This is a genomic window from Halopseudomonas salina (assembly GCF_014637955.1).
Lineage (GTDB): Bacteria > Pseudomonadota > Gammaproteobacteria > Pseudomonadales > Pseudomonadaceae > Halopseudomonas > Halopseudomonas salina.
The window spans coordinates 132519-140331 of record NZ_BMFF01000009.1 but is presented as its reverse complement, the minus strand read 5'-3'; the positions used below and the strand labels follow the sequence as shown (position 1 = coordinate 140331).

7 protein-coding genes are annotated in these 7813 nt (G+C 56.3%); 6 read left to right on the top strand and 1 reads right to left on the bottom strand.

Features of this window, described 5'->3' with window-relative positions; all coding sequences use genetic code 11:
* Positions 1-466: 466 nt before the first annotated feature.
* A complete protein-coding gene (locus IEV54_RS16615) occupies positions 467-2128 on the bottom strand; it encodes a long-chain-fatty-acid--CoA ligase (protein WP_150279141.1) in 1662 nt (553 codons plus the stop codon).
* A 264-nt stretch (positions 2129-2392) separates the two neighbouring features.
* On the opposite strand from IEV54_RS16615, the gene IEV54_RS16610 reads away from it, so the two are divergent.
* The 6 genes from IEV54_RS16610 to IEV54_RS16585 are packed head-to-tail and all read left to right on the top strand — an operon-like array spanning position 2393 to position 7790.
* Positions 2393-3937, top strand: coding sequence for a 2-isopropylmalate synthase (locus IEV54_RS16610; RefSeq protein WP_150279142.1), 1545 nt, complete (start codon positions 2393-2395; stop codon positions 3935-3937).
* Positions 3937-4782, top strand: coding sequence for a hypothetical protein (locus IEV54_RS16605; RefSeq protein ID WP_150279143.1), 846 nt, complete (start codon positions 3937-3939; stop codon positions 4780-4782). The genes IEV54_RS16610 and IEV54_RS16605 overlap by 1 nt, the downstream gene beginning before the upstream one ends.
* The gene (rimI, locus tag IEV54_RS16600) at positions 4782-5234 is read left to right on the top strand and encodes a ribosomal protein S18-alanine N-acetyltransferase (RefSeq protein ID WP_150279144.1); all 453 of its coding nucleotides are present in this window, start codon (positions 4782-4784) and stop codon (positions 5232-5234) included. The genes IEV54_RS16605 and rimI overlap by 1 nt, the downstream gene beginning before the upstream one ends.
* Before the next feature lie 29 nt (positions 5235-5263).
* Positions 5264-5899: a carbonate dehydratase gene (gene can, locus IEV54_RS16595; protein WP_150279145.1), complete on the top strand. Its 636-nt coding sequence runs from the start codon at positions 5264-5266 to the stop codon at positions 5897-5899.
* 23 nt (positions 5900-5922) lie between these two features.
* Positions 5923-6795 carry a DMT family transporter gene (locus IEV54_RS16590; protein ID WP_150279261.1) on the top strand — a complete coding sequence of 291 codons (873 nt, stop codon included), beginning with the start codon at positions 5923-5925 and terminating at the stop codon, positions 6793-6795.
* Positions 6792-7790 (top strand): isocitrate/isopropylmalate dehydrogenase family protein, encoded by a 999-nt coding sequence (locus tag IEV54_RS16585; protein ID WP_188434490.1) that lies wholly within the window; start codon positions 6792-6794, stop codon positions 7788-7790. The genes IEV54_RS16590 and IEV54_RS16585 overlap by 4 nt, the downstream gene beginning before the upstream one ends.
* The last annotated feature ends 23 nt before the right edge of the window (positions 7791-7813 follow it).

Genomic DNA, 7813 nt, shown 5'->3' with positions numbered 1-7813 from the left:
TGAAGCTTGAAGCTGAACCCAACCCCGCCTCCGCGCTGGCCCACTGCACCCTCGTCATCCTCGCGAACGCGGGGATCCATTGGGTCTGGCTGGGAGCACCAAGGCCGGTTTATGCCCCGCAGCAAGGCCAAAGTCCGTTTGGATACCCGCCTTCGCGGGTATGACTGGGTGTGTGGGTAACGCAGCACCACCATTCGGCACAGTGCTCTACGATACCGTCATCCTCGCGAATGCGGGGATCCATTGTCGGTTCCAGGAGGCACCCAGGCCCGTTACACAGTCACCCAAGTTCAACGTCAAAATGGATTCCCGCCTGCGCGGGAATGACGATGGGGGGTAATGACGGGATTCTCTTGTGTGCGGGAATGACCAAGGCGGTCAGGGCACTAAACTCTTGACCGCTACTCGGCCACCCGCCCCACACTGATTCGCTTGCAGCTTGCAGCTTGCAGCTTGCAGCTTGCAGCTACTGCGTGTCCTTCCATTCCTCTTCCTGCAATAGCCGCCACATGATCTTGCCAGTGGGTGATTTCGGAATGCTATCGGTGAACTCGATTACTACCGGACACTTGTAGGCCGCCATATTTTCCTGGCACCAAGTCATGATGTCTTCGGCGGTGGTTTTTTCATTGCCGGCAGATAACACCACGAAAGCTTTTACCGTTTCACCGCGACGTGGATGTGGGGTCGATACAATACAGACTTCACGGATCGCCGGATGAGCGTACATCAATGATTCCACCTCGGCAGGCCATACCTTGTAACCTGAGGCATTAATCATGCGTTTGACGCGATCTACCAGGAAGAAATAACCCTCTTCGTCGTAGTAGCCCAGATCGCCTGAACGGAAGAAACGGTGCCCGTCTACCTCAACGAATGCTTCCTCCGTTGCATCAGGACGGTTCCAGTAACCCTGGAAAATCTGTTCCCCACGCATGATGATCTCACCTGTTACGCCTGGCTCGACCTCTTCCAGCGTATCTACATTGATGACCCGTGAGTCAACACCGATGATAGGTATACCGAGGCATTGAGCCTTGCTTGCCTGGGGTGGATTGACGTGGGTGGGCGCCATGGTTTCTGACAGGCCATATCCTTCCATATAAACCAGACCGGTTTTGTTAGCGAGCTTGGCTGCAACTGCAGCAGGCATGGCTGCGCCACCTCCGCCAATACTGGTGAGAGAGCTTATATCGTACTGGTCGATCTCCGGATCCGAGAGCATGTCCACAACCATCGTAGATATATTCCGCCAGGTATTAACCTTGCAGCGTTGAATAAGCTGGGCAGCTACCTTGCGATCCCAGCGGGTCATGACGACAAGGGTGCCACCGGCATAGAGTGTGCTGTTCATGCATGATTGCATGCCGGTAACATGAAACATGGGCACCGATACCAAATGTACGATGTCATGTTGAGCGTTGGTCCATACCGCTCCGTAGACTGCTGTCGCCATCACGCTGTGGTGGGTATGTGCACAGCCCTTGGGGTTACCCGTTGTGCCGGAACTGTAGGGGATAACACATAGATCATCCGGGCCTACGGTCAAATCACCTGGCGCAACACCGGCACTCAACGCCGCCTGCCATGGTGTAACACCGGAAAGGTTGTGCTGGGCAAGGGGCTCGCGAACTGCCTCGGGTAAATCTAGGTTTGTCGGCTCGGTTACGTATTGCGAATAAGCTGTTACCACGATCTCACGCAGATGGCCGACGCCAAGATGGGGGGCGATATTTTCCAGTAGCTCCTGCGCACAGAGTGCTACGGGAGCCTGTGTATCAGCGATCAGGTATTCCAGCTCGGCGCTACGGTTCATCGGGTTGACAGGAACTACCACTGCGTTGGCGCGCAGTATTGCGAAAAAACCGATGATGTACTGCGGGCTGTTCTGCATATACAGCAGCACACGATCACCCTTTTTTACTCCAGCCTGTCGCAGGTGGCCGGCCAGTGCTTCAGCCTCCTGCAAGAAGCGGGCGTAAGTAATATCGGTACCGTAGTAGTGGATAGCAGGATGGTCCCCATAACGCAGGGCAGAAACTGTCAGGTTATGGAACACGCTGGTAGAGGGAAGCTCCAGTTTATGAGGGACCTGGTCAGGCCATACCTGGAAATGACGATCGAACATATGCAGGGTACCTTTGGCTGTTGTTTTTGTATTTCGTACTCTCAGCTTAGCCCCAGGAAATGATGCTGAAAACAGGCAGTTGTTGTGGTGTTGTGTCGCTATAAGCGAACCCTTGCTCTTCAAACATGTTCACCGCCAGCGAAGCCAGCCGGGCAGCCTATGCGTTATAGTATGCCTATGAACAACAGTTTTGGCAGAGAGGTGCTCAACGAGCAGCAGACTGAGCACCTCTCTCTCAGGTAACAAGCACATAGGAAACAGCCGATGAACAATGATCGCGTCATCATATTTGACACAACATTGCGTGATGGGGAACAGAGCCCTGGCGCATCGATGACCAAAGATGAAAAGTTGCGCATCGCCCGTGCCCTGGAAAAGCTTGGTGTGGATGTTATCGAGGCAGGTTTTGCCATTGCCAGCCCGGGTGATTTTGCAGCCGTAAAGCAGATTGCCGATACGATCCGCGACAGCACTGTCTGCAGTCTGTCGCGGGCTATGGACGCAGATATCGATAGAGCTGCCGAAGCGTTGGCGGGCGCGAATAGTGGGCGTATACATACGTTTATCGCAACAAGCCCGATTCATATGCAACACAAACTGCGGCTGGAGCCTGATCAGGTTGTCGAGCAGGCAGTCAGAGCGGTCAAGCGTGCCCGTAACCTATGCGCAGACGTGGAATTTTCCTGTGAGGATGCCGGTCGCTCGGAGCTGGATTTTTTGTGCCGTATTATTGAAGCCGCCATCGACGCAGGTGCGCGGACTATCAACATTCCCGATACCGTTGGCTATGCGATCCCTCATCAGTTTGGCGAGATGATCGGTCAGATCATTCAGCGCGTGCCCAACGCCGACAAGGCGGTATTTTCGGTGCATTGCCACAATGATCTCGGGCTGGCGGTGGCTAACTCGCTCGCAGCGGTTAACGCTGGAGCTCGTCAGGTTGAGTGCACCATCAATGGTCTCGGCGAGCGGGCAGGCAATGCCGCTCTCGAAGAGATCGTGATGGCGATCAAGACCCGCGAGGATGTGCTGGGTGTACATACCGGCATTATCACCGAAAATATTCTCAGTGCATCGCGGCTGGTCTCCGGGATTACCGGTTTTGCTGTACAGCCTAACAAAGCTATTGTCGGCGCCAACGCTTTTGCCCATGAATCCGGCATCCACCAGGACGGCGTGCTCAAACATCGTGAAACCTATGAAATCATGAGTGCGCAGTCCGTTGGTTGGCATACCAACCGACTGTCTCTGGGCAAGTTGTCAGGTCGCAATGCGTTTCGCTCCAGGTTGCAGGAATTGGGTATCGAGCTTGGGAGCGAGGCCGACCTGAACATTGCCTTCGCCCGGTTCAAGGAGCTGGCAGACAAGAAGCATGAAATCTTTGATGAGGATCTCCAGGCCCTGGTTTCGGAAACCCTGACTGAGGTAGTCGAGCACACCAAGCTGGTGTATCTGGAGGTGGCTTCGCGTATGGGCGAGATTCCACAGGCCCGCGTTGTGCTGAGTATCGAGGGCCAGGAGACCGAGGCAACGGCTCCTGGTTCCGGGCCCGTAGACGCAACCTTCAAGGCAATAGAACAGATTGTACATTCTGATTCTGTCCTGCAACTGTATTCGGTAAATGCCATTACCCAGGGTACCGACTCTCAGGGAGAGGTGACCGTGCGTTTGGAGAAGGCGGGTCGAATTGTCAACGGAAATGGAGCGGACACTGACATCGTGGTGGCATCTGCCAAGGCCTACATCAACGCGCTGAATCTGATGCGTGAGGGTGCGTATCGCGCGCATCCGCAAGCTGCTGACGTGTAATGCGAGAGTCGCAGCGTCTAGCCTACCTGCAGGCAGTTGGTGTTACGGGCTGGGTACCGCGCCGGCCCTTGGCTCATGCTGCCATGCGTCTGTCTCCTGAGCCGGAGCCCGAGCTTTTATTGCCCGGTCAGCACGCAGCGCCAGCTAATCCGGTTGTTTCCGATAGCAGGCAAGAGACTTCGAGCTCGCCGGTAACAAGCGATACGCTGGCTGTCGCAGTTGAGTCTCCCTCTGCCAGACTCGTGCAGCAACGCAGGGAGCAGACAGCTGCCAAGGCATCCAGACAAGAATTGCCAGCCAAAGCTCTGACGCCAGCACCACTGCAAGCCACCGTCGCGCCAACCCAGATAGAGCAAACCGGTCGAGCTGTTGCTCCATTTTATATGCAGTTATGGGTTGCTGGACCTTGCGCCTTGTTGGTCGAGATTTCCGATCCTGGACTGGAGAAAGGGACCCCCGAGCACAATTTATTGTGCGATATTCTGCGCGCAGCGAGATTGCCAGCAGCGCCTAAGCTTCTGGCTGATTTCCGCTGGCCGCTGAGTCGCAATCCGCAGGTAGCACGCAGCGCCCAGGCGGCCAGTGAAGCACTGCAAGTCTTCATGCAGGCACGCCTTGAGCTGCAGCAGGTGAAATCCATCGGTTGCTTCGGCGCTATGACGGGGTTGTTGGCCTCCGGCGATCCAGAAGAAGCAGGCGCGCTCAAGGGGCGCGAAGAAGCGCTGGAAGAGCTCGGTAGCGGGTGGTTTGCGCCGGGCCTCGAAATCATTTTGCGCGAGCCAGAGGAGAAAGCCAGATTATGGCAACTGCTGAAACGTGTGATGCCGCGCTGGGTAGAGGCGTAATGAGCGAGTTGCGCTATCAGCCGATGTTGCCTGAGGATGTGGACGCGGTTTTGGAGGTCGAGCTTGCTGCATTCAGCCATCCCTGGACCCGCGGTATCTTTCTCGATTGCATCAAGCCCGGCTACGAATGCTGGCTTTTATTTCGTGGCGATAAGCAGGTCGGTCATACTGTGCTGTCAGTTGCCGGAGATGAATCGCATCTGCTGAACATCACCATCCACCCACAGGCTCAGAAAGCCGGTCTCGGTGCGGCCTTGCTTGAATTCATCATCGACCGGGCGCGTGAGCAGGGCGCCGAGGTGACCTTTCTCGAGGTCAGAGCATCGAACCTCTCAGCGTCGCGGCTTTACGAGCGTTTTGGCTTCAACGAGCTAGGCAGGCGTCCCAATTATTATCCCGCCGCCAGCGGCAGGGAAGATGCCCTGGTAATGGCGTACTCCCTCGTCGATTGACCAGGACGATTACTTTACAGGGACTAACCATGAACGATCTGCAACAACTGTTTGCCAATAACCGCCAGTGGGCCGAGGCGATTAAAGAGGAGGATCCTGCGTTCTTTACCAAGCTTGCCAGACAGCAGGCGCCGGAGTATCTGTGGATCGGCTGTGCGGATTCAAGGGTGCCCGCCAATGAGATTGTTGGCTTGCTGCCCGGCGAGCTATTTGTACATCGCAATATCGCCAATGTGGTCTTGCATACTGACCTCAACTGCCTGTCGGTCATGCAGTTTGCAGTGGACGTATTGAAGGTCAAACATATCATCGTGACTGGGCACTATGGCTGCGGTGGGGTAAAGGCGGCAATGCGCAATGATCAGCTCGGCCTCAGCGATGGCTGGCTGCGCTCGATTCGCGATCTCTATTATGAAAAACGCAATACCCTAAAACTCATCGCCAATGAGGAAGAGCAGGTCGATCGTATGTGCGAACTGAACGTGATCCGCCAGGTCGGCAACGTCAGTCATACCAGTATTGTTCAGAACGCCTGGCATCGTGGGCAGCCACTGACCGTTCATGGTTTCATTTATGGCATCAAGGACGGACACCTGAAAGATCTCGATGTAACAGTCGACAGTCCCGAGCAGATCCCCGAACAGTATCGGCTGAGTCCTCCTTGAATGTAAGTCCACGCTATCTGGCTATGGCCGGACTGGTGGTGGGCACCCTGGCTTGGGCCGGCAATGCCCTCATAGCCCGCGCAAGTGCCGGGCTACTGCCTCCCGTGGGGCTGTCTTTCTGGCGCTGGACCACGGCGCTCTTGTTGTTGCTACCTTTTACCGCAGTCGGTCTCTGGCGCCACCGTCGCATCCTGATGGCCCATCGTTGGCAGGTACTGGTTCTCGCGGGGCTGAGCATTTCGACATACAACACGCTGCTGTACCTCGCCGCGCAGAGCACCACGGCGATCAACATTACCCTGGTCAATACAGGGCTGCCCGTTGCCGCTTTCATCTGGACCCTGATTATCCTTCGCGAATGGCCTAGCCGTGCGACAGTGTGTGGGGCAATGCTGTCTTTTTGTGGTTTGCTTGTGATTCTTGGTCGTGGGGATCCACAGTCGCTGCTCGGGCTGCAGTTCAATCCGGGCGATCTGATCATGGTCGTCGCGGTGCTTGCCTGGGGACTTTATTCCGTGTTGCTGCGAAGGTGGATGCTGCCGGTTCCAGGTTTCGTTCAGTTGGCGGCCATGCTGTTGTGTGGCGTGCCGATGCTGTTGCCCTTTTACTTATGGGAATTCAGCTATACAGGCGCGATGCCCCTGACCCTGCATACCCTGGGGGCGATTGCCTATACTGCAGTCATGGCGTCGTTGGTGGCCTATATGGCCTGGAACAATGGGGTGAAGGTGCTCGGGCCGGGGACCGCCTCCCTGTTCAGCTACCTCATGCCGGTTTTTACTGCGCTACTCGGGGTGCTCCTGCTCGGAGAGGTTTTGCGCTGGTACCATCTTGTGGGCGGCAGCCTGACTTTCCTCGGCTTGCTGCTGGCCACCTGGGAGATCCGGAAGAGATGATGCGACTCTGTGTTATTCCCGGCGATGGCATCGGGCAGGAAGTGGTTCCTTCGGCTGTCAGAGTACTGGAAAAATTACTCCCTGGGCTTGAAGTGACAGAGGCCGAGGCCGGCTGGGAGTGTTTTCGGCGCCAGGGGACGTCAGTGCCCGAAACGACCCTGCAACAGATGCGCGAATGCGGCGCGGGGCTCTTCGGGGCCGTATCCTCGCCATCTTGGCAGGTAGAGGGCTATCGCAGCGCCATTCTGGCGTTGCGGCAAAGTCTGCAACTGAACGTGAACCTGCGACCGGTCCGCAGTTGGCCCCGGATTTCTCCGCGCTCCGATGTCGATTTGTTGATTCTGCGCGAAAACAGCGAAGGGCTATATATCGGCCGTGAGTACATGCAGCAGTCTGGCAACCTGGCGATCGCGGAAGCCCATATCAGCAGGCAGGCCAGTGAAGATATCGCCCGCCGGGCGGTCGAAGTGGCAGTGCTGCGCACAAGCAGGCGCGTTACGCTGGTGCACAAGGCTAATGTATTGCCCCTGACCTGTGGCCTGTTTCGTGACAGTTGCCGACGAGTACTGGAAGAAGCTGGGCTCCGGGACATAGTCGACGAGCGGTTGGTGGATGTTGCCGCATTGCAGCTGATCGAATGCCCTGAGGAATTTGATCTACTGGTAACCACCAATCTGTTCGGCGATATATTGTCAGATCTGGCCAGCCATTGGTCCGGGGGCCTGGGCATGGCACCGTCGCTCAACTGGGGGCAGGGTATTGCGCTCGCTGAACCGGTACACGGCAGCGCTCCGGATATCGCGGGGACAGGCAAAGCCAATCCGCTTGCAGCGATACTCAGTTCTGCGCTGTTGCTGCGCTACCACTGGCATGCCGGAGCGCTGGCTGATCAGCTTGAGGGTGCGGTGGAGCGTCTGCTGGCAGAAATATCTATCGCCGAGATGGGTGGCGAAACGACGCAGAGAATCGAGCAGGAATTATTATTGCGTCTGTAGTCATTCATGCGGGCATAAAAAAG

Bases quoted from the DNA above. Each gene is read 5' to 3' on its own strand.
- IEV54_RS16585 (WP_188434490.1), top strand. From the start codon at position 6,792: ATGATGCGACTCTGTGTTATTCCCGGCGATGGCATCGGGCAGGAAGTG.
- IEV54_RS16615 (WP_150279141.1), bottom strand. From the start codon at position 2,128: ATGTTCGATCGTCATTTCCAGGTATGGCCTGACCAGGTCCCTCATAAA.
- IEV54_RS16590 (WP_150279261.1), top strand. From the start codon at position 5,923: ATGGCCGGACTGGTGGTGGGCACCCTGGCTTGGGCCGGCAATGCCCTC.
- rimI (WP_150279144.1), top strand. From the start codon at position 4,782: ATGAGCGAGTTGCGCTATCAGCCGATGTTGCCTGAGGATGTGGACGCG.
- can (WP_150279145.1), top strand. From the start codon at position 5,264: ATGAACGATCTGCAACAACTGTTTGCCAATAACCGCCAGTGGGCCGAG.
- IEV54_RS16610 (WP_150279142.1), top strand. From the start codon at position 2,393: ATGAACAATGATCGCGTCATCATATTTGACACAACATTGCGTGATGGG.
- IEV54_RS16605 (WP_150279143.1), top strand. From the start codon at position 3,937: ATGCGAGAGTCGCAGCGTCTAGCCTACCTGCAGGCAGTTGGTGTTACG.